The 21,871-nt window shown below is 31.7% G+C and carries 25 protein-coding genes; 7 read left to right on the top strand and 18 right to left on the bottom strand.

Going from position 1 to position 21,871, the window contains the following annotated elements:
• Positions 1 to 44 precede the first annotated feature (44 nt).
• The 5 genes from CM54_RS00885 to CM54_RS00865 all read right to left on the bottom strand — a co-directional run bounded on the left by CM54_RS00885 (position 45) and on the right by CM54_RS00865 (position 5,630).
• On the bottom strand, positions 45 to 1,418 hold the full coding sequence (locus CM54_RS00885) for a cryptochrome/photolyase family protein (protein WP_037548325.1): 1,374 nt from the start codon (positions 1,416 to 1,418) through the stop codon (positions 45 to 47).
• 140 nt (positions 1,419 to 1,558) lie between these two features.
• Positions 1,559 to 3,115: an SLC13 family permease gene (locus tag CM54_RS00880; protein WP_037548323.1), complete on the bottom strand. Its 1,557-nt coding sequence runs from the start codon at positions 3,113 to 3,115 to the stop codon at positions 1,559 to 1,561.
• A 202-nt stretch (positions 3,116 to 3,317) separates the two neighbouring features.
• A complete protein-coding gene (gene mdh / locus CM54_RS00875) occupies positions 3,318 to 4,259 on the bottom strand; it encodes a malate dehydrogenase (protein WP_037548320.1) in 942 nt (313 codons plus the stop codon).
• Between the two features lie 142 nt (positions 4,260 to 4,401).
• Positions 4,402 to 4,686, bottom strand: a complete 285-nt coding sequence (locus tag CM54_RS00870; RefSeq protein WP_002433193.1) for a hypothetical protein — start codon at positions 4,684 to 4,686, stop codon at positions 4,402 to 4,404.
• Positions 4,687 to 4,703: 17 nt separating this feature from the next.
• Positions 4,704 to 5,630, bottom strand: a complete 927-nt coding sequence (locus CM54_RS00865) for a CobW family GTP-binding protein (RefSeq protein WP_030059123.1) — start codon at positions 5,628 to 5,630, stop codon at positions 4,704 to 4,706.
• A gap of 224 nt (positions 5,631 to 5,854) precedes the next feature.
• Here CM54_RS00865 and mgrA point away from each other — a divergent pair, with 224 nt between their 5' ends.
• The gene (gene mgrA, locus CM54_RS00860) at positions 5,855 to 6,295 is read left to right on the top strand and encodes an HTH-type transcriptional regulator MgrA (protein WP_002433445.1); all 441 of its coding nucleotides are present in this window, start codon (positions 5,855 to 5,857) and stop codon (positions 6,293 to 6,295) included.
• A gap of 106 nt (positions 6,296 to 6,401) precedes the next feature.
• On the opposite strand, the gene cydC is transcribed toward mgrA, so the two are convergent.
• Together cydC and CM54_RS00850 are read right to left on the bottom strand one after the other, a co-directional pair.
• A complete protein-coding gene (cydC, locus tag CM54_RS00855; RefSeq protein ID WP_037548316.1) occupies positions 6,402 to 8,093 on the bottom strand; it encodes a thiol reductant ABC exporter subunit CydC in 1,692 nt (563 codons plus the stop codon).
• A 2-nt stretch (positions 8,094 to 8,095) separates the two neighbouring features.
• Positions 8,096 to 9,724, bottom strand: a complete 1,629-nt coding sequence (locus CM54_RS00850) for an ABC transporter ATP-binding protein/permease (protein ID WP_037548313.1) — start codon at positions 9,722 to 9,724, stop codon at positions 8,096 to 8,098.
• Between the two features lie 225 nt (positions 9,725 to 9,949).
• Here CM54_RS00850 and CM54_RS00845 point away from each other — a divergent pair, with 225 nt between their 5' ends.
• From CM54_RS00845 to CM54_RS12495, 5 genes are all read left to right on the top strand, one after another.
• The gene (locus tag CM54_RS00845; RefSeq protein ID WP_002433118.1) at positions 9,950 to 10,822 is read left to right on the top strand and encodes an undecaprenyl-diphosphate phosphatase; all 873 of its coding nucleotides are present in this window, start codon (positions 9,950 to 9,952) and stop codon (positions 10,820 to 10,822) included.
• 275 nt (positions 10,823 to 11,097) lie between these two features.
• A complete protein-coding gene (locus tag CM54_RS00840) occupies positions 11,098 to 11,784 on the top strand; it encodes a hypothetical protein (RefSeq protein WP_002469839.1) in 687 nt (228 codons plus the stop codon).
• 6 nt (positions 11,785 to 11,790) lie between these two features.
• Positions 11,791 to 12,237 carry a YaiI/YqxD family protein gene (locus CM54_RS00835; protein WP_037548308.1) on the top strand — a complete coding sequence of 149 codons (447 nt, stop codon included), beginning with the start codon at positions 11,791 to 11,793 and terminating at the stop codon, positions 12,235 to 12,237.
• Between the two features lie 13 nt (positions 12,238 to 12,250).
• The gene (locus CM54_RS00830; RefSeq protein ID WP_037549781.1) at positions 12,251 to 12,817 is read left to right on the top strand and encodes a TIGR00730 family Rossman fold protein; all 567 of its coding nucleotides are present in this window, start codon (positions 12,251 to 12,253) and stop codon (positions 12,815 to 12,817) included.
• A 65-nt stretch (positions 12,818 to 12,882) separates the two neighbouring features.
• On the top strand, positions 12,883 to 13,272 hold the full coding sequence (locus CM54_RS12495; RefSeq protein WP_030059134.1) for a hypothetical protein: 390 nt from the start codon (positions 12,883 to 12,885) through the stop codon (positions 13,270 to 13,272).
• On the opposite strand, the gene CM54_RS00825 is transcribed toward CM54_RS12495, so the two are convergent.
• The 4 genes from CM54_RS00825 to CM54_RS00810 form a co-directional block, all read right to left on the bottom strand.
• A complete protein-coding gene (locus CM54_RS00825; protein WP_002432980.1) occupies positions 13,229 to 13,789 on the bottom strand; it encodes a GNAT family N-acetyltransferase in 561 nt (186 codons plus the stop codon). The two genes, CM54_RS12495 and CM54_RS00825, sit on opposite strands and share 44 nt — an antisense overlap.
• A gap of 122 nt (positions 13,790 to 13,911) precedes the next feature.
• Positions 13,912 to 14,208 (bottom strand): hypothetical protein, encoded by a 297-nt coding sequence (locus tag CM54_RS00820; protein WP_002433439.1) that lies wholly within the window; start codon positions 14,206 to 14,208, stop codon positions 13,912 to 13,914.
• 144 nt (positions 14,209 to 14,352) lie between these two features.
• Positions 14,353 to 14,787, bottom strand: a complete 435-nt coding sequence (locus CM54_RS00815) for an SA0632 family lipoprotein (protein WP_037548305.1) — start codon at positions 14,785 to 14,787, stop codon at positions 14,353 to 14,355.
• Positions 14,788 to 14,844: 57 nt separating this feature from the next.
• Positions 14,845 to 15,300 (bottom strand): GNAT family N-acetyltransferase, encoded by a 456-nt coding sequence (locus CM54_RS00810; RefSeq protein ID WP_037548303.1) that lies wholly within the window; start codon positions 15,298 to 15,300, stop codon positions 14,845 to 14,847.
• A 143-nt stretch (positions 15,301 to 15,443) separates the two neighbouring features.
• Here CM54_RS00810 and CM54_RS00805 point away from each other — a divergent pair, with 143 nt between their 5' ends.
• A complete protein-coding gene (locus CM54_RS00805) occupies positions 15,444 to 16,133 on the top strand; it encodes a DUF1129 family protein (RefSeq protein WP_023350700.1) in 690 nt (229 codons plus the stop codon).
• A 69-nt stretch (positions 16,134 to 16,202) separates the two neighbouring features.
• Here CM54_RS00805 and CM54_RS00800 read toward each other — a convergent pair whose 3' ends face one another.
• The 7 genes from CM54_RS00800 to CM54_RS00770 form a co-directional block, all read right to left on the bottom strand.
• The gene (locus CM54_RS00800; protein WP_030059142.1) at positions 16,203 to 16,691 is read right to left on the bottom strand and encodes a DUF456 domain-containing protein; all 489 of its coding nucleotides are present in this window, start codon (positions 16,689 to 16,691) and stop codon (positions 16,203 to 16,205) included.
• A gap of 6 nt (positions 16,692 to 16,697) precedes the next feature.
• On the bottom strand, positions 16,698 to 17,855 hold the full coding sequence (locus CM54_RS00795) for a sugar efflux transporter (RefSeq protein WP_162837217.1): 1,158 nt from the start codon (positions 17,853 to 17,855) through the stop codon (positions 16,698 to 16,700).
• A 122-nt stretch (positions 17,856 to 17,977) separates the two neighbouring features.
• On the bottom strand, positions 17,978 to 18,832 hold the full coding sequence (locus CM54_RS00790; protein ID WP_002433389.1) for a LysR family transcriptional regulator: 855 nt from the start codon (positions 18,830 to 18,832) through the stop codon (positions 17,978 to 17,980).
• Positions 18,833 to 18,925: 93 nt separating this feature from the next.
• A complete protein-coding gene (locus tag CM54_RS00785; RefSeq protein ID WP_002433428.1) occupies positions 18,926 to 19,531 on the bottom strand; it encodes a DUF402 domain-containing protein in 606 nt (201 codons plus the stop codon).
• Positions 19,532 to 19,945: 414 nt separating this feature from the next.
• Entirely contained in the window at positions 19,946 to 20,413 is a 468-nt protein-coding gene (locus CM54_RS00780; RefSeq protein WP_002433293.1) for a cupin domain-containing protein, read from the bottom strand.
• Positions 20,413 to 21,129 carry a YebC/PmpR family DNA-binding transcriptional regulator gene (locus CM54_RS00775; RefSeq protein ID WP_037548299.1) on the bottom strand — a complete coding sequence of 239 codons (717 nt, stop codon included), beginning with the start codon at positions 21,127 to 21,129 and terminating at the stop codon, positions 20,413 to 20,415. Before CM54_RS00775 ends, CM54_RS00780 begins: the two co-directional genes overlap by 1 nt.
• A gap of 303 nt (positions 21,130 to 21,432) precedes the next feature.
• Positions 21,433 to 21,792 carry a transcriptional regulator, SarA/Rot family gene (locus CM54_RS00770; RefSeq protein WP_037548296.1) on the bottom strand — a complete coding sequence of 120 codons (360 nt, stop codon included), beginning with the start codon at positions 21,790 to 21,792 and terminating at the stop codon, positions 21,433 to 21,435.
• Between the last annotated feature and the right edge of the window lie 79 nt (positions 21,793 to 21,871).

The following is a 21,871-nucleotide window of genomic DNA, read 5'->3' as shown; positions in this document are numbered from 1 at the left end:
ATAAAGTTCATTTATGGAGTGATTTTTCAATTGTTTACACTTTTTTATTCCATTGCTTTAAATTCCGACATTACATGATCTCGGCTCTCACTGTGATTTACCATTTGTTTTGGGTAATCTTTTCCTAACTCAATACCTTGTTCTTTAATTTGGCGCTCGTGTTTATAAGTATCGTGTAAATATTTAGCATCAACATCATTAAGTGTCGGTATAAATTTTTTAATATATAAAGCCTTTTTATCAAAACGTTCGCTTTGTCGCACTGGATTGAACATTCTAAAATATGGCACAGCATCTGTTCCTGTTGAAGCAGACCATTGCCAACCATGCACATTTGAAGCAGCATCATAATCGATTAGATTTAGTCTAAAATACTCTTCGCCCCACGTCCAATCAATAAATAAATCTTTTGTAAGAAATTGTGACACGACCATTCTCATTCGGTTATGCATATATCCTGTAGTGTTAAGTTCTCCCATTGCAGCATCAATAATCGGAAATCCTGTCATACCTTTTCTCCATAAATCAAAATTATCTTCATTATAAGACCAATTCAAATTTTGATATTTTTCTTTAAATGCAATATGTGCTGTCTGAGGATATTGAGTCATCAAGACATAATAAAACTCTCTAAAAATTAATTCACGAATAAATGCTTCATAATTTTGTTCATCTTTATCATAATCATCTAGTAAGTCATTAAATATCTGAATAATATCGAGCACTCCATATGCTAAATATATACTTAATTGACTCGTAAGGACTTCAGTCAAGTATTCACGATTTGAATCGTAATCTTCTATGTCTTTATCTAGAAAATCAGACCATTTGTACTGGGCAGTTTCCTCACTTATACCACTTTGACTATAGTCCCCTTTTAATTTTTGTTTTGATTTAACCCCTACTTTAGCTAAATCTTTAATATCATAATTATAAACTGTTCTTTTCATTAAATAAGGGCGCCATTTTTTATAAAAACTCGTAAATACTTTATAAGGTTCACCTTTATTATTTCGTGTTTTACTTGGTTTAAAATAATGATTTGCTCTTATTGTTGTTACCGATATATCTTCTTTTTTAAAATTTTCTCTCTGATGTAAAATGTCATACTCTTCCTTGTGATAACTCATTATATCGCCAGCAATAACCACCTCATTGATTCCTTTTTCTTTAAAGAAATCAACCAATTCATCATAATCCATTAAAAATGGTTGAATATCGTTTTCATAGAGCGCATGAACAAATTTTTGTAATGTTCCATAATAATAATTACGCTTCATTTTTGCTTCATTACCAAAATCTTCTTTAGGAATAATGTAATAGCATTGATCTATATCTTCCATATTTTGATAGACATATTCAAATAAAGGATTGTTATCCGTTCTAAAGACTCTATTTAAGATGACTCCTAATGCCATGATTGTTACCACCTAACATAATTTTTTATTAATTTACCCTGAAAAGAGGACTTGAACACAACGAGAATTTCATTAAAATTGACTGAGACAATCATTTGCCTCAGCCTATAAAATGTTACTTATTTTTTATAATTTATCTTTTAAACTAAGCCCAACCATTTCCAGTAGGTTAAGCTAAACACTATTACTAGAATGTAACCAATAATCGTTAAAGGTACCCCCGTTTTCAAGAAATCTTTGACTGTAAATGTTCCGGTACCGTATGCAAGCATATTTTGCGGAGCACTTACAGGTAACAAGAAACCAAAACTAATTACAAATTGTTGAATTAACACAAAGCCAATTGCATGATCGCCTAAATGAAGTGTTGATGTTAATGAAATGAATACTGGTATTAAAGCAGATGATAGACTTGTCGCACTGGCAAATCCTAAGTGAATTAATATGTTAAATAATGTGATTAAAGCAATTGTTGCAATAATTGGTAATCCTTTAAGCCCCATTAACCCAAATGTTTGGTCACTTAACCATTGTGCCGCACCAGTTTTTAATAAAACATTACCAAGAGAAATTCCTACACCAAAGACTATAATGGTACCCCAAGGAATTTTCTTTTCAACACCTTTCCAAGTAATAACCCCGATTTTAGGCATTAACATAATCCCTAATGCAATTAACGTAATTGATGCTGAATCAATCGGATGTAATAACTTTTCAGTAGACCAAAAGAAGAGTAATAAAATTGAAATAGCGATTAAACGCCACTCTCTAGCACTCACAGGACCTAGTTCATTTAATTCTTTCTTGATTAATTCCTTTCCACCTTCTATTGAATCTCTTTCTGGAGGCATTACTTTAATCATAATGAAATATAACGCTACAGACATTAAAATAGACCATGGTGCTGCATATAAAAACCACTCTCCCCAAGAAACATCATGCCCTAAATTTTGATTGATAAAATTAATAGCTACAATGTTCTGAGCAGCGGCAGTTTTTATACCAATATTCCATATGGATACTGCTTGTACTGCAGTAATAACTAGTAGAGAAGCAAGCTTACTCTCCTTGCTCATTTTAAAAGCTGCAATCATTCCTAACAAAATAGGTACTACAGCGCCAGCACGAGCGGTAGCTGAAGGTACGAAGAAAGCTAAAACAATAGATACTACTATAGCACCGATAACAATATTCCGGGTTTTATTTCCAACTATTGAAAGAACTATTAATGCTAAACGTTTATGTAAATTGGTTTCTTGCATAGCTGTGGCAAGGAATAATGCAGCAGCTACCAGTGCAACTGCAGATGTTGAAAATCCACTAAAAGCATGAGTAAGCGCGTTGTTTGTACCTAATAATTCGCTTCCTTTTAAAATAGCATCTCCACTTTTAGGATTCCCCAACTTTTCAGATAAGTTCTGAACAGGGCTAAATCCCAGTAATAAAATAATTAAACCCAATATGAGTGTGGCAGATACTGGATACGAAACCGCTTCTGTCACCCACATAATCACAGCAAATGCTAATATTGCTAACGCTGCTTTCGCCATAATAGGTAAACCAGAAGGCGTTGGTAATAGTAAGATTCCAATCAGTAAAGTAAAACTTATAATAATCCATATAGGTTTATAACCCTTGTTACTTTGAGTGTTTTGATTCTGATTTTGTGAATGTGTTTGTGGTTTCGCTTTAGTCATCCCTATCGACTCCTTAAACTATGATTTCACTTAGATTATATCAAGAAAGCGCTTTAATAAGTTGCTGATGTGATAAAATACACATAATCATCAAAATATTTGTAAATTGTGATAAATAACTAGTACAAATTTTAAAATTAAAATGATAAATAAGCCTCTTTTGCAAGATTAAAAACCATGCAAAAGAGGCTTATTCAACTTCTTATTTATTTTTTAATGCATTTTTTACATTTTCGACTGACTCAGCTGAATATTTTAATTGTTCTAGTTCTTTGACATTTAAATTGACTTCTACAATTTTTTCTATACCCTTCTTGCTAAGAATAGTTGGAACACCTAAACAAATATCAGAGAATCCATATTCACCCTCTAAATATGCAATGCTTGGCAACAAGCGTTTTTGATCCTTTAAAATAGCTTCTATCATTTCATATATAGCCGTAGCTGGTGCATAATATGCTGAACCTTTACCTAATAATTCTACAATTTCAGCTCCGCCTTTTCTTGTTCGCTTTACTATACGATCTAAAACATCTTCCGCAATTAAATCTTTGACTGGTACGCCATTAACTTGAGTTGATTCTACAAGTGGCACCATTGTATCTCCATGTCCTCCAAGCACAAGACCATTAATATCCTTTACTGAAACATTTAATTCGTCAGCAATAAAACTTTGATAGCGAGCTGTATCAAGAACACCAGATTGTCCAATTACACGTTCTTTTGGAAAACCTGAGGCTTTTAATGCAGTATAAGTCATAGCATCTACTGGGTTGGTTAATACAATAATCGTAGCATTAGGTGCGTACTTCGCTATATTAAGAGATGTTTGATAAACTATTTCTTCATTTGTTTGGACTAAATCATCTCTTGTCATTCCAGGTTTTCGTGGTATTCCTGCAGTCATCACGACGATATCTGAATCTTGAATATCTTCAATTTCAACAGAACCTTGAACGTTTGTATCAAATCCAAAAATAGGTCCACTTTCTAAAATATCTAATGCTTTTCCTTTAACAAATCCCTCTGATTGCGGACGATCAATCATTACAATATCTGCTAATTCCTTTTGAGCCAATACAAAAGCTAAAGTTGATCCAGTGTTTCCTGCTCCAATGATTGAAACTTTTCTTCTAGTATTCATGAACAATAGCCTCCTAATTTATATTTATCTATCTAAAAAATAAAAAGCTTTGTTATTTCAATTAAAGTATAACATTGAAATAACAAAACTTCTCAAATATCATTATTCATTTTTACTAAATAAACTTTTGATTAAACAACAATTAATGTCTTAAACCAAACACATATAATAATGTGAAGAAAGCTGCACCACTTAGAACAGTTAATACTAAAGTTAAAATTAACGTGCGTTTGAAATGTCTGATGAAAGCAATAAATAGTAGTCCTAAATTATATGCAAAGAATAATCCAAATAGAGCCATAGATACTTTAATATCTGGATAAAAAATATTAAATAACAACACAACTATAGCAAATCCTAAATAAGGAAATGTGATTAAGTTTTTCTCAAATTTAATTTGTTGTTCACGTTTATCTTCATTATTCATAACCATACTCTCCTTAATTATGAAAATTGTATCATATCGAGCTTATTTTTTAGCCTATTAACGTCTAATTGCTCTCCAATAATTACAATGGTTAGAGGCAAATCTTTATCAATAACTCCATAATCTGGCATACCATATGCATACTGGAATTCATAAGTTTCATTTGGTGTATCACGGAATTGAACGTATCCTTTCAAACGTAAAACGTTATCAGGTAAGCGTAAAATAAATTGATAAAAAAGTTGCCGATCAATTGGTCCACTAAACGTATATTGCATACTATTTATACCATGATGATGTGAATGTGTGTGTGTCGTTACGAGATCGTCACGAAATTGTGATATTTCATCGATGTTTACCTTTCCATAACTTGTTAAAATAATTGGAACCTGTGCATTGATTAGATTTAATTCATCTTTTAATTGTTGCTGTTTGTCTTCGCTAATCAAATCTGTTTTGTTCACAATTAATATATGACTCACTTCAAGCTGTTCTTCCATTAATCTCATCGTTGACTCCGAATACTGCATTCTATTTATAAAGCGCTCTGCATCAACGACACCAATGACTTGTGGTTGGCGTACATACTTTACAATTCGTGGGTCTTGGCAGGCCATTATAATTTCAATAGGATGTGCGATACCTGTAGCTTCAATAATGATATGATCCGTTTCATTACCTTGTACAAGTGATTCAATTTGATTCACTAAATCTATTTTTAAATCACAACAAACACAGCCATTCAATATTGAACGTACATCTACGATATTACTTAAATGATTACCATCAACGTCTAATGAGCCAAATTCATTCATAATAACTTTAACTTTCTCATCAGTTTTTAATATTTCACTAATATAATGTGTCAGTAAAGTAGTTTTACCACTACCTAAAAATCCGCTAATGATAGAAATTGTTATTTTTTCATCTTTATTATTTCTCATATTATATTCCCTTTTCTATTACAAGCATTTTTGAAAATGATAACATATATATTTAATTATCTTTTTACTTGATTTAATGTAAGATATCTTCTAAACTTTAAGCATACTTTAATTTTAGCATGGCATTGAATCAAAGTGTTGTATAAATTATATTTTGTACAACATAGACGGATTCCAATCCGAAAAAGAGAAAAAACGGATAGAATGTCTGGAGGAGAACTTTAATGTCTGATCAACATAATTTAAAAGAGCAGCTATGCTTTAGTTTGTACAATGCTCAAAGACAAGTTAATCGCTACTACTCTAACAAAGTCTTTAAAAAGTACAACCTAACTTACCCACAATTTCTTGTATTAACGATTTTATGGGACGAGTCACCTGTTAATGTCAAAAAAGTCGTTACAGAATTAGCACTAGATACAGGGACTGTATCACCATTACTTAAACGAATGGAACAAGTTGATTTAATTAAACGCGAACGTTCTGAAGTGGATCAACGTGAAGTATTTATTCACTTAACAGATAAGAGCGAAACAATTAGACCTGAATTAAGCACAGCATCGGAGAAAGTTGCAACAGCTTCATCTTTATCTAAAGAAGAAGTCAAAGAACTTAATCGCTTATTAGGTAAAGTCATCGATGCATTTACTGAAACGAAAGAATAATAGAAAGTTTCTGTCATGAAATTAAAGTTAAACTAAGGAATTAATATACATTTTAATGAAACAACAGACAAAGTCGTATCGATTATCGATACGACTTTATTTGCTGTTAATGTACATTTTTTGAACTATGGTTGATCTCAATCATCTGAGATAAATAGCCATTACCTTCTAATAGACTTTCATAAGAACCACTTTCTTTAATTTCTCCATCAATCATAACTATAATTTTATCAAAACGTGGAAGCACATCTAAATCATGTGTGGCAATAACTAACGTTTTTGAAGATGCTTCAATTAAATTCATCGTTTTAGTAGTATTTTCTAAATCTAATGCAGTCGTTGGTTCATCTAAAATCCATATATCAGCTGAATCTCTGAGTAAAAGTCTAGCTAAGCTCAACCTTTGTTTTTCGCCACCAGATAAATTTTCTCCATCTAATGTTACATTTCTTTCTAGATCCAGGTACCCAAGTCCTACAGATTGAAGAGCTTGTTTTAATATAGCATCCTCTTTTTCTGAAAATAAATTATCTCGTACCGTCCCATCAAATATATGTTGAGACTGTAACATACCATTCATCTTATAATACTTGTCTTCCTCATTAATATCAGTAACTATTTGGTGTTTTAATTTTACAGTACCTTGATCAACATGATATAGACCTAACATGACTTGTAGTAAAGTACTTTTCCCGGAACCTGACGGACCAATGATAGCTACTTTCTCACCTTCTTGAATAGTTAAATCAATATTGTTGAGCACTGGTGTTTGTTGGTTCCAATAACCAAAGGTGACATCATTTATTTCAAACAATGGCGTTGTCGTATCTGCATGATTCAATGAATGTAACTCATTAGATTGAGGGACACTGATAACATCATTTATTTCATCAAGCGCTTGATCAGTATCAGTTTTATAATATGCAACATTACTCATTGGTACTGCCTGTTCAAATAAAGTTAATATCATTAGAACAATACTAGTTAAATAAACGACATTCAAATGTCCAGATTGAATCTGTTGCACGCCAATAACTAAACTAAGAAATATTGAAATCATCGCTATAATATTTAACATATAATCATATAAAGATAGAAAACGACGTTCTTTTGATTGCATAGTGTCATATTGTTTCAAACGTTGTAAGACATCTGTTTTAAATTCATCTCTTTGGCGAAAGCGTCTTAATTCATCATCACCTTCTTTATAATCATAAAAACGCTGTAGAAAGTGACTTTGATGTAGAGCTACCTGTCTTTTGAGTGTTCGTGCTTTTTTAGCACTTAGCCATGGAACTATACAAAGAGTGAGGATCATACTTAACGTAATAAGAAATGAATGCATCGGTGAAATGAAAATAAATGTAATTACAGACACGATTGCAGTTAAACCTATCACTATTGGGGGATAATAAACTCTTAAATAAATATTTTGTAACGCCTCTACTCGGCTTACCATACGAGAAATTAAGTCGCTAGAATTAAATTTCCGATAGATATCAGGTACTGCTGGAATTAATTTTTTAAGAAACTGTACTCTTACATCTCTTAGCATAGTAAAAGTCGTTCTATGTGATAACAATCTCTCAATATATCGTGTAATCGCTCTTAGGAAGCCAAACATTTTTACAGAAACCACTAGAACCATTAATGCATATAAGGGTGCGCCTAATGCACTTTGTGTCACCATATAACCACTTAAAAAGAACATTGCTAACGCCACAAGTCCACCTACTACCCCAACCAAAATAGCTAGAAATAAATCTTTATCTTTTCGAAAATGAATTTGTGATTTCATGCTTATTCATCCACCTCACTTTGCGATACTGATATCGTCGTATCATCTTTTATAAGATGCCCATCTTCTAGATAAATACGACGTTGAGCTTTGTTAATTGTAGAATCACGATGAGCAATAATAATCATCGTAGTATCTTTAAAATGATTTTGAATAACATTTTGGATTGTACGTTCTGTTTCAATGTCTAGACCGATAGCCGGCTCATCAAATATAACTAAATCTGGATTCATCACTAATAACCGACACAACTCTATTCGTCTCATTTGGCCACCAGATAGCATTTCGCCACCTTCTCCAATTGGTGTATAAATAGTATCTTTCAGAGATAACACTTTATCTTTTAGACCGACTTCTTCTAAAACTTGAATGATAGTTTTATCAGAAACTTCATTATTAAACATCGCTATATTATTCTTAATGGAATCTGTAAAAATATAAGGATTTTGGCTCAGAAATCCAATACGTGTATCTTCATTATTAAATGATACACTGCCTTCTGTTGGCGTTTTAATTTGACTTAGAATATGAGCTAACGTAGTTTTACCTGCACCACTTGGACCAACAATTGCAATTTTATCACCTGAATATATCACCATATTAATATGAGTAAGAGCATTCTGATTACTATTTGAGTACTGATATGACACGTCTTCTACTTTGACCTGTGATTTTTGATAAGCCTTTATATTTGGATGTGGGTGTGGTGGTTTATTTTCAGAGTCTAAGAACTCGAAAACAACATCACTTGAACCTTCACTTTGTTTACCAGTATGAAACGCTTGTCCTAAATCTTTAATAGCATTATAAAATTCAGGAGCTAGAATGATTGCAATAGTAGCTGTAATGAAGTTAATTTTATTGAATACGACTAGACTTAACGCCGCTTCAAGCGCCACAAGACCAATACCTAACATACTAATAAATTCAAGCATTAATCCTGATAAGAATGCACTTTTTAAAATTTTCATAGTTAAATCTCTAAATTTAGTACTATCTTCATAAAGGCGCGCTTCAGTATTCTTAGTTTGATTTAATAATTTAAGCGTAATTAAACCTTTGGCAGTGTTTAAAAACCTTTGACTAAATTGATTTAAATATGTCATTTGGTCCTTTGACTCATCTCTTGTTTTCAAACCAAAAATGATATAAAACATAGGAATAAATGGAGCTGTAACCATCATAATTATTGCAGTTGATAAGTGTACATAACACATAGCGACTATAATCGCGACTGGAATCATCATTGATTTAAATACTTGTGGCAAATAACTTTGAAAGAATGGTGCAATACCATCAATACTTTCTGTTAAAATATTCATTTGTTCTCCAATTGCTCGTGTACTATTTTTATTTATCACTTGTTGTCTTAAATCATATTTCACTTTAGTAGCCATCTGATCACCGATACGTTGATTCAACATATTGAAAGTTGCACGTGCTAGAAGAATAACTAAAATCAGTATAAAAAGTCCTATAAGTGAATGCTTATGATGGTACAACATATGATTTAGTAATTTGGCAATAGAAACATTTTGAATAACTACTGATATAGATAAAAAAACGCTCATGATTAACATGAGTGCGGGATATATTTTATATTTGAATACTAAATTTGTTAGTTTTTTCACAATAATCTCACCTACTTTCATTATAAAAGGTTTGTTAGAAATTTAAATTAATACGCTCATTCATTTTTTGAGTATTTTGTTTCAATTATTAAAATAATTATTATGTCATACTTTGGTCCAGTGTTGATGATTAGGTTACCACCATATTAATTTAATATGCTATGATAATATGGTAATTTTGAAAAATGAAAGAATAAATAAATGTTTTACGAAAGTGGGTAAATTATGTTTTTACTTGAATTGATAAAAGGCATCATTTTAGGTATCGTCGAAGGACTTACTGAGTTCGCCCCTGTATCTTCTACAGGACATATGATACTAGTTGATGATATGTGGTTAAAGTCCACTAAATTTTTAGGTGAACAATCTGCGTTTACCTTCAAAGTTGTTATACAACTTGGGTCTGTCTTTGCAGCGGCATGGGTATTTCGTGATCGTTTCTTAGAAATATTACATATAGGTCATCATAAACCCGAAAATGAAGGCAGTGTTCAACGACGTTCCCAACCTAAGCGTTTGAACTTATTGCATGTATTAGTAGGTATGATTCCAGCGGGTATTTTAGGGTTCTTATTTGATGATTTAATTGAAAAATATTTATTCAGTGTTCCTACTGTAATGATTGGCTTATTCATTGGTGCAATCTACATGATTTTAGCTGATAAATATTCTGAGAAGGTTCAACACCCTCAAACAGTAGATCAAATTAATTATTTCCAAGCATTTGTCATTGGTATCTCGCAAGCTATAGCAATGTGGCCAGGTTTCAGTAGATCTGGTTCTACTATTTCAACTGGTGTATTTATGAAATTAAATCATAAAGCAGCATCAGATTTTACATTTATAATGTCAGTACCAATTATGCTTGCAGCAAGTGGTTTATCTTTACTAAAACATTATGAGTATATTCACTTAGCTCATGTACCTTTCTATTTACTAGGATTCTTAGCAGCATTTATAGTTGGTTTAATTGCGATTAAGACATTCTTACATTTAATAAATAAAGTTAAATTAATTCCTTTTGCGATTTACCGAATCGTATTAGTTGTAATTATTGCAATCCTTTACTTTGGTTTTGGCATTGGCAAAGGAATTTAAAGCAACACTTGGATTTTCAATCCTTAGTGTTTATTATGCAATGGACTCTGTCCATTGTAATCCTCTATTCACTTGGATTTTTAATCCTTAGTGTTGCTAACTTTAGATAGTACTCATTTAATAATTTTCAATAAACACTAGTAGGTTTATATTAAACTCGCTAGTGTTTTTTAGTTTTCCAAAATTAAATTATCGGTTTCCATTGATAACAATCGTTTAGTATGATGTATCATAGGGTATGGAAAAGAATAGTAAAATTAATGGAGGCAACGAGTATGGACAAAAAGAGACTCATTAAGACTTTAATCAATGTATTACCTATTGTTATTGTACCGTTAGTCGTTGAACGTAAACGTATTAAAGAACATCCTGATGTACGTAAAGCTACTGATGCTACAACTAAAGCTACATCAAAAGCTACTTCAACTATTTCAAACAAGGCTTCAGATGTTAAAGAATATGTGGGCGATAAAAAACAAGAATTTGATAACAAACGTGAATTGAAGAAAATCGCCAAAGAAAACGACCCTGCTTACATCGAGAAAAAAGGCGAAAAGCTAGCTAAACAAAATCGTAAAGAAGCAGAAAAAATGAATAAAAAACTTCAGAAAAATATTGAGAAACGTCATAAAGAAGAAGAAAAGCAACGTGAAGAAAATAAAAAACAACGTATTAAAGATATGAAAAAATCTCAAAAGTACGAAGAAAAAGTAGGTCTTACTCCAGGCAAGTTGGACGATAAAACTGAGAAAAAAGGCGAAAAACTTGAAAAAGATAATCGTAAAGATGTAAAAAAATTAGATAAAAAGCTTCAAAAAAATATTGAAAAACGTCACAAACAAGAAGAAAAACAACAAGAAGCAGAGAAAAAGGCTAGAAAAAAAGAATTTAAAAAATATGATGATTACGTGGCTGACAGCGTTGTAAAACAAAATAAAGAATCTGATAACACTCAAGGTTAGTTGTTAATGGTCAAAGTAATCATAGATGGAGATGCTTGTCCTGTTGTTAATTCAGTGATTGAATTAACTAAAGGGACAGGCATTTTTGTTAACGTTTTAAGAAGTTTTAGTCACTTTTCTCATCAAATTCAGCCTGAACATGTAAAAACTGTGTATGTTGACGATGGGCCAGATGCTGTTGATTATAAAATTGTACAATTAGCTAAAAAGGAAGATATTGTCATTACTCAAGATTATGGCCTAGCTAGTTTACTTATAGACAAAGTACATATTGTAATGCATCATAAAGGAAGTATATATCGTGCTGATAATATTCAAACTCTGTTAGACCAACGTTATCTTAATGCACAAATTAGAAAGCAAGGTGGCCGACATAAAGGTCCTCCGCCTTTTACTACGAATGACAGATTAAAATTTGAACAAACAATTACGAATGTTATTAAACAACTTTAGGAGGTCTCACATGATTAAAAGAATTGCAGTTTATTGTGGAGCAAGCAAAGGTAAAGATCTTTCATATGTAAAAGAAGCTTATGAGTTAGGAAAGTATATGGCAGAACAAGGCTACGAACTTGTATTTGGAGCTGGATCAGTAGGAATAATGGGTGCTATTCAAGATGGTGTCCTAGATCACGGCGGTAAAGCTATTGGTGTTATGCCTAGGATGTTAGATGAGCGAGAAATCACGAGTCAAAAAGTAAGTGAACTTATTTTAGTGGATTCAATGCATGAAAGAAAGAATAAAATGACAGAATTAGCAGATGCCTTTGTTATGGCTCCTGGAGGTGCTGGTTCTCTTGAAGAATTTTTCGAAATGTATAGCTGGGCGCAAATTGGTATTCATCAAAAACCTATAGGTGTCTTTAATTTAAATGGCTTCTTTGAGCCTTTACAAGCACTCATTGACCATATGATAAAAGAAGGCTTTATTGATAAAAAATATCAAAAATTAGCACCATTATTTGATACTAAAGAAGCGCTGTTAGAAGGTCTCAATAATTACAAACCACTTGGCGTACGTACATACGATTAAATAAATAACGCGTCTATAGGTTATTCTATAGACGCGTTTTGATATTAAAAAGGTTTCATCTTATTATGTTTGTATCGCAGTATGCGATTGGCTTTGAAGCACATTTAGAAATGGTACTTCAAAACCTAATCGCACTTGCGGGGGCAAGACAACGAAATCAATATTTACTGATTTCTGTCTCGCTCCCAATTGCACTAAGAACTACTAACCTTCACTTTGTGAAGGAAGTATCCTCAAGGTTTACAATTGCTCTTGCAATTGCACTAAGAACTACTAACCTTCACTTTGTGAAGGAAGTATCCTCAAGGTTTACAATTGCTCTTGCAATTGCACTAAGAACTACTAACCTTCACTTTGTGAAGGAAGTATCCTCAAGGTTTACAATTGCTCTTGCAATTGCACTAAGAACTACTAACCTTCACTTTGTGAAGGAAGTAGTTCTATGTAATATCTAACATGGCGTTTGAGGGGATGGTATTTGCTTAGGTTTGGAAATTCGAAGTTATCTAAGAAGGTCATTCCTATTTTCTCCATTACCTTTCTTGAAGGTAGATTTGTTTCAGATGTAAAACTATATAATTCAGTAATGCCTTTTTCTTTTGCGTAAGACAATACAGCTTGTGCACCTTCAGTAGCTAATCCGTTACCCCAAACTTCAGGAATTAATCGCCAGCCAATTTCATAAAAAGGTAGTTCTTTAAAAGGATATTTGCTGTCTTCGGGGATGTAGTTTACTCCGATAAACCCTAACCATTCACCCGTTTCCTTTAATTCAACCGCAAAAAGACCGATTCCATTATCTTTGATAATTTCATCCATTTTTTTCATATCAAGTTCTGAACGACGGTAACTTAATAAACTTGGAAAATACCTACGGACTTGCTGATTTGCATTCATTTTCTGAAATGGTAATAAATCCTTTTCTTCCCAATCACGCAACTTCAAACGTTCAGTTTCAATGTAAGTTCCCATGTTAAACACTCCATTTTACCCATAAAGCTTAATTCAATATTATTCTAATACAAAATTAACGCGTTATGAAGTTGTCCCCACATTCATATCGCGCTAATCATTTCTGTCATTATGTTTAATTTTTATGCTTTAGAAATATAACTAATTAATTTTACGTGAACAGGAATTTCTTTTAAACGATCACGTTGTTCTTTAGGTGCAGTAAATGTTGCATCAATAAAATCATTTTGATGGTTTAAACGATATGTTGCAACGAATGTGTCTGTATCAGATTCAAAGTTTGGTAAATGTGCAATCACACGTTTAATTTCACTAGTTGAATCAATAATAGTACGTCCAGTAATATTTTCTAATTCTCTGCCCAATTCAGGTAACGTAATATTTTGTCCTTCTAAAATATTAAAATCTTGTTCGTGCATCGTTAATCTCTCCTCTTATAGATGTGTAGTATCAATCATCTTTCATAAATTTAATTCAAAATAGTATTAAATACTCACTTTGTAAATTGAATTTGTGTAATTTATCAATTATATTACCCTATTCAAAACTGCATCAAACGTTTATTAATCTGAGGTTTGTGTATTGGAAGTAGTTTTAGAATCGTTATTCTTACTTGTAGAGTCACTTTTTTGTGTCTCTTTGTTAGGCGTTTGTCCTTGGTTAGATTGCTTCGATTTTGTAGAATTTGTTGATTGTTCTGAATTAGTCGTTGAAGAATCTTCTGAATTTTTATCTTCACTTGAATTAGATGAATCTTTTTCAGATGAGTTACTAGACGAATCTTCAGCCGGCAATTCGTTGATATCTTTTTGAAGATTATCTTGCTGATCTTTAAGTTTGTTTTTTTGGTTTTCTAAATCTTTTTTCTGTTTCTTTAAATCTTTATTTTCTTTCTCTAATTGGTTAATGCTTTTTTCTAAAGAAGCTTTCTCGTTACTTTTACCACATGCTGTTAACATTAAAGTTGATGCTAAGAGTAAAGTGAACCATTTTTTCATGATAGACTCCTTTGTTTAAACTTATAAATACAATTTATTTTAACATGCTTTTTTAATTTATTCATTTTTTCCCTTTAATTTTTTAGACATTTTTAGATGCGACGTTTGATAGCCTAAATTTTCATTTAATTTTACCATGTCGTTGTTTTCTTTATTAACTGTACTTTCAATACTTATAGCATCCATTGAATTTGCCCACTGCTCAATATCGCGTTTTAACTGTGAAGCAATTCCTTGTCTTCTAAAGTCTGGTTTTACATATAGTACTTCAATTTGTACTATTTTGAGCTGTGGTTCATAATGCGCCCAAATAAATCCTTTAAGACTGCCCGCATGTTCATTTATTAAAATAATATCATTCGCATATTTTAGTCTTGAAATAATCATCTCATATCTTAATGCCATTGATGTTGAAGTCACTTGATAATTAAATTCATTTTCTGAGATTAAATGTTCATGTATTCTAGCTATTTCGTTAATCCAACTCTCATCTTCCAATGTCATTTTCTTCATATAAAGAACTCCTCAATTGTTAATGATATTAATAACACTTATATGATATTATTAGTCATAATAACACGTCATATATTTTATTTATAAATAAGAATTGTCTATGAGGTTTTACTTTTAGAAAATGAAGGAGCACTTAAATTATCATGAAATCTACAGCACAATTAACTAAGGAGAATAATGTTAAATCTTTACGACTTAACAACACCGATCGTGAAATATTTGAGAATTACATGACGTATATTCGCGCTGACTTAAGCGTGAATCCTCATGATTCAGAACTTATGTTAAATCGCATTTTGAAACATTTGATTCGTGCTGAAGATAAAGGCATGCTAGCGATGGAGTTCTTTGATCATGATCCTAAAGCACATGCTAAAAAAGAAATTAAAGCGCTACCCAATGAAACCATTAAGAACATTTTTAAGTATATATATCATAATTTTATATTTTTAATAGGCATGTTTTGCTTCTTAAAGGGATTTATTGGCTTTTTTATTGGAGGAGATAGTAACTACTTGTATCTATATACTTTCCCAATAACTGTAATCGTAGGTCTCTTTATAATATTCTTATTTATATGGATGAGTTTTAGGACAATTCAATTACAATGCTTTAATAATTCACATTGGGTTTGGTGGTTAACATATGGCGTTATAGCTTTGCTATTAATTACCCTGTTTTATGTATTTTTTATTCCTCAGTCATTTTTAGCCTTTGGGCCTTATATTAATGTAAGTAATTGGACGTTTATTATTATTGCAATTTTAATTACGCCTATTGCGTTTTATGTTGACCATCATTTTTATAATAGAGACGCTAACACACGCATGTAAAAAGACTTACTTTCAGTCTTCCCACGGGAGAATTTTACTGAAAGTAAGTCTTTTATTTTCAACAAAGCATTAATTAATTAAGAACACATCTACAAAGAACCAGATTACCATAATGACCATAATGATTGCTTGAGCTACTGTGCTAGCTAGAAAAGCTACAACAGAACCTAAACTCACCTTTAAAGCTTTCTTAAAATCAAAACCATTTAATAATTCCACAACAAATACTGCAATTAAAGGAACTAATATTATGCCAAATGGTGGAAATACGAAACACCCAACGATAACACCTACAAGCGCAGTATACTCGCCCACTTTACTTCCACCAAATCGATTAACAAAGTATTTATTCATCATGAAATCAGCCACGAGAATAAATAAAGTAAATAAAATCATAGCTACGTAAAATATCCATGATAAACGGCCATCGTTAAAACCTATTTGATAAATTAAAAAACCTATCCACATGACTAGCATTGATGGAATAATCGGCTTAATTAAGCCTACAAATGCTAAGACAAACATGAGGATAATAATTATCCATAAAACTGCTGTCATCTAAATCTACTCCATATCTTCTTCAGTTATTTTTTGATCTTTTGTAAAGAAAATAAGTATCATACCAATTAGAATTGACGTCGCTGATACAAAAAAGACATTTTCCAAACCAACCCAATGGCTCATAACGCCACCTAATAAATTTCCACATAATTGACCTATAACCATTGCATTCGCAAATAACGTAGAGGCATAACCCGGGAAATCAGGTAAAATATCTTGAAAGTAACTAATTCCTAATCCTAATAGTATAGCTAAGAAAATTGCTAAGAAAACTTGACCAGCTAACATCATGTAAAAGTTTTTAAATACACCAATGCTAAAATAAAATGCGCCGCCAAAGAGCGAACCAAAAAGTAGTAAAGTTCGTGTTGGAAATTTGGCTGATAAAATACCTAATATAACCATGAAAGGCACTTCAAGACCAGCACATAAACTCGCTAAATATCCTACATAACTATCACGTTCTCTTAGATAATTTGTGACGAATAATGGCATATTCATCGTGTACATCCATTGTCCAATATGTAAAAGAATAAACGCGATAAACGGAATAAATAATGCTTTATCTTTAAACATATTTGGAGCGGATTTCTCAACATGATGTTGCGATGAGACTTGGTATTCAACTGGTAAATTCTGATAGAAAAAGACTTGTAGAATTAAGGTGAACAATAGAATAGCTACCGTTCCACCAAATAACCCAGAATATCCATTTAATTCGATTAATTGTGACCCTATAAAGGGACCAAATAAAAATCCTAATGAAAACATGGAACGTAACACGGTATTTGCAAACTTCGCACGATCTCTCGAACTTGAGATATTAATTGACTCTCTTGCAGAAGCATATAATTGCGGCATTGCTGGAGCAAATAAACCTTGGAAAATTGCATATAGAACTATAAATAACCATATTTGATGAACATAAAAATAAATAGAAAAGCTTACGGCACCCATGAATAGCGCACTAATAATAAGGACTTTCCTATTAACATTATGTGTATCAGAAAACCTAGCAATAATTGAATTCACTACGAATTGACTAACTGCAGCTAATGCTAATAATAAACCATATTGAGTTGTTGTCATTCCTAAATCTTTTGTAGCGAATAAGACGAGGTATGGTACAGTCACTGCTATACCCATGCCGAGTAGCATCATATTCACAACAAATAGTTTATAGTTTTTAATATGAAACAGTGCTGTAAACAATTTTCAAACCTCTATTCTTTTATTAAATTGTACTTTTTAAAATAGACTAAATGGCAATACCTTTTAAAAATTTATCGAATAAAATTCAACATTAGATTTACAAATGAATCTACTTGAGGCAGTTGCAACATACTTCCATCATAACTCATATAAGTTGAGCGTATGAGAGGTTCTTCATCAATACTAACCTTCTCAAATTCAAACATATTTTTATCGATATGCTTCATCATAATTTCAGGTAAAATCGTTACCCCCACACCACTTAGAAGCATTTCCTTACAAGTTGCAACTTGGTCCACCGTTATCGTTGCATGATAATCTTGACCTAAATTATCATTGTACCATTGCTTAATTTGATTAATATAAATAGGATCTGCTTGAAATTCAATAAATGGTAACTTTGTAACATCCTCACGTCGATCTTTGGGATAAATAAAGTAGTGGTCATCATTAAATAGGTGTGTATTAGATAGATTCATGACTTTATTCCCTCTGGTAATCATGACGTGATAATCTCGATGATTGGCTTTAATCTGTTCAGTAGATCCTACTTGAACTTGGATTTCTACGTTAGGAAACTGTGTATTGTATAAACTCAATACTTCGGGTAGTAACGTTTGACCGATTAAAGACGAACATCCTATTGAAATCGTACCATTCACCTCTCCGATATGTGCCTGCATTTTATCGAAGAATAAACGTTCACGTTTCAACATATCACGCGCGTGGTCAATAATCATAGCGCCTTCAGTTGTAGTGATCAATTGTTTTTTTGTACGAATAAATATTTCTACTCCAAACGAACCCTCAATCGCTTTTAGACGTTGAGTTACAGCTGGTTGTGAAATATATAATATCTCTGCCGCTTTACGTAACGTTTTTGTTTCATCTAGAGTGATGAGTAAACGATAATCATCAATTTTCATAGCGTCCCCCTAAATATTTCTATCCTTAAATCTTTGCTATGATGATTTAGCTTTAGTTGATTAACCTTCAACCACATATCCTTTTATTGTCATTCACTTTGCTTTACGTCGGTGATGTTTGTGCTTATTTTTGGGTTTAAAAGGACGTTTATGCTTATTTCTTAGAGATTTATGATAAATTTTATTGTAACAATGCATGACCTTGTCTTGAACCTCTGAAAAGTTCTCTTCTATTTCAATCATTAATTGATGAGCAATAATATAAGCCTCATGATATTGTTTCTTAGAAATTTGCTTATTTTGCAAGGCATACATCAAATCATCTTCGTCTACAAGTTCATATTCCCCAGTAGGTAACACCAGCACATCTAAACATAAATCTAACGTACGTGCATTTCCCTTTTGAGTGATATTTTTAATATTAATATCAAAATAATATTCTAGCGGATTGCCTTTATCATCAAACATGACTGTAATACTATATCGCTTTTTTTCTGGTAGTATTTGCAACCATCTATAATTGTCATCTGCAACTATTATGTTTTGTCCAACTACCGTCACCTCTAAAGGCTCACGAACCTTTTTCATCGTGACCAAGCCGATAATACCTTTAAATCTATTATTATTAACTTTAACCTCTGTATACTCTCTCTCTACCAGGCGACGCCAGTGACGTTTGTCTATATATTTTACTTTCACAGTCACCAACTCCTTATTTTTATTATATAAAACTGGTTAGTTAATGTCATCTTAATGTTTTAGATTAATGACTTTTACACTGTTATTTTCAAAATTATATTAAAACTATTTTACTATAAATTGATGTAATTTACTTAAAATTGATAATGTTACTATGTTTTAATATTAACTCTAGATATTTCCAGAATTTTCTAATTAATGAGTGGTAAGTCTTAAATGTTATTTTGCCTCAACAAAAGAAGGAAATAAATTAATTGAAGAAAAGTAATGAAAGAACTTAAATATATTGTAGATGTTGCTAAAAAACTCTTTGACTCAGCCAATTAACAAACTTATTTTGACACTAAAAGTTTAATTTATATTAAAAAAACCTTTAAACGGACTAAGTTTAAATCCATTTAAAGGCTTCATTTATTACAATACAGCGTATTTTCTTATAATATTTTCTAAGTCGGGATAATGCTTTAACAATTGGTCTTGTTTCAACAATTCGAAATGTTCAAATTCGAAGGCAGGTTGACACATGCATCCGACAAGACTATAACCTTCATTATCATCTATAGAAGATGCAAATACTGTACCTTTAGGAACACAATATTGTAATACATCTCCAGCGGATATATTTTGACCTAATTTCACACTATGATACTTACCTTGTGGTGTAATCATGTGAATAGTTAATGTTTCTCCGGCATGATGATACCATACTTCATCTGCGTCAATTCGGTGAAAATGAGATATATTGTCATGTGTTAAGAGGAAATATATACTACTATAAGGTGCTCTGTTGAGCGTATCTTCGCGTAGTGTTTCTCTATAATAACCGCCTTCAGGATGAGCTATTAATTTAAGTTCTTGAATCCACTCTTTTGAAGTTTTCATTATTTTAAATCTACATTGTGGAATACGTTTTGAACATCTTCTAAATCTTCAAGTGCGTCCACTAATTTCTCAAATATGGCTTGATCTTCTTCAGATAACTCAATATCTGTTTGAGGCAACATTTCAAATTCTGCTACTTTAAAATCCTCAACACCAGATTCACGTAAAGCATCTTGAACTTGAGCAAATTGATCAGGTTCTGCATAAACAATTGTTAATCCATCTTCATCAATGACATCTCTCACATCAACATCTTGTTCCATTAACGTTTCTAAGATTTCATCTGCAGATTTACCTTCTACACCGAAAGTCGCTGTATGATCAAACATGTAAGCTACTGAACCAGAAACACCCATATTTCCACCATTTTTACCGAAGGCTGCACGCACATCTGAAGCTGTACGATTCACATTATTTGTTAAGGCATCAACAATTAACATTGAACCACTTGGTCCAAAGCCTTCATATCTTAAATGATCATAATTTTCCTCACCAGCACCTTTAGCTTTATCAATAGCTCTATCAATAATGTGATTAGGTACTGAATATGTTTTAGCACGTTCCAATACTAATCTTAGTGCTTGGTTAGATTCTGGATTAGGTTCTCCAGATTTTGCTGCTACATATATTTCTTTGCCGAATTTGGCATAAATTCTACTCGTATTTTTATCTTTTTGGGCCTTTTTCTCTTTAATGTTGTTCCATTTACGTCCCATAATGTCATCTCACTTTCGTACTCTATGTTCTTCATTATATATTTAGCAGTAATTTTTGTAAAATCTCTTAAACAGATGTAAACTACTGCTATATCAATATTTTTAAAGTGATATTTAACTGAATTTATTCTGTTTTCTACAATTATTATTAAAAAACAAAGATGCTTTTTTAGTTCCTCTCATCTTTGTGCTAAAAATTTTGTGATTTATATCAGTCTCTATCTAGCATAATACTTATGTATGTATACATGGAATAAACATAAAAAGTGTCGATTTATAATATTTATAAATCGACACCCTTAATTAAATATTTAAAAAGTTTTCAACGTCATCAAATAAAGCATTAAATATTTCCAAGTTTTCTTCACTCATATATAGAAAAATTTTTCTTTCATCTCTAGTTGATCTTACTTTGCTTAATTTCTCTTTATCTATTAATCTTCGAATTGATACTAGTAACTTTGTTCTACTTAATTCTAATTCACTTATAGCTATTTTTAAAAATGATTGCATAAGTATTTGTTCATCTGAACAATACTTTCTAGCTAAGTCTATTACAGCAAGATCATTTAATGTCAACTTATATTCTTTATCTATATATTCAGATAATGCTTTATATTGTTTGTAAAATCCTAGTAGTTTTTCTAGCTTCTGTTCATTCAAGACGCGCACCTCCAAATATATGTAGACAATGTATAGTAACATTATCCTAAATATCTGGATAATTGTCTTTGGCATTTGT

It is taken from the genome of Staphylococcus sp. TE8 (genome assembly GCF_000692055.1).
Taxonomy (GTDB): Bacteria; Bacillota; Bacilli; order Staphylococcales; family Staphylococcaceae; genus Staphylococcus; species Staphylococcus capitis.
The sequence above is the reverse complement of the archived record's forward strand: the minus strand, read 5'-3'. Positions and strand labels throughout refer to the sequence as shown.